Here is a 379-nt window from a genome sequence, read left to right on the forward strand (position 1 = left end):
CATCGCCCGCCGGCTGGTCCAGATCGTCATCCTGCGCCGCTGGGGCCTGCCCCCGAAGTTCACGGAGGACGCGGTGCTGCTCGTCTCGGAACTCGTCGGCAACGCCGTACGCCACACCGGGGCCCGTGCCTTCGGGCTGCGCATGCGCCACCGCCGGGGCTGGATCCGCGTCGAGATCCGCGACCCGTCCCGCGCCCTGCCCTGTCTGATGCCGGTGCAGGAGATGGACGTCAGCGGCCGCGGTCTGTTCCTCGTCGACGAACTCGCCGACCGCTGGGGCGTCGACCTCCTCTCCCACGGCAAGACCACCTGGTTCGAGATGCGCGTGTCGGACCGCTGAGGGCTCACGGGCGTCCCTGAGGACCCTCCGGCCCGCGTG

Annotated in this window: 1 protein-coding gene; it reads left to right on the top strand. The window is 72.0% G+C overall.

Going from position 1 to position 379, the window contains the following annotated elements; genetic code table 11:
- The coding region (locus LPA54_RS42085) for an ATP-binding protein (RefSeq protein WP_228985597.1) at positions 1-340 on the top strand (340 nt) is incomplete at its 5' end.
- Positions 341-379 lie beyond the last annotated feature (39 nt).

The organism is Streptomyces sp. DH12 (assembly GCF_020873895.1).
Classification (GTDB): Bacteria; Actinomycetota; Actinomycetes; order Streptomycetales; family Streptomycetaceae; genus Streptomyces.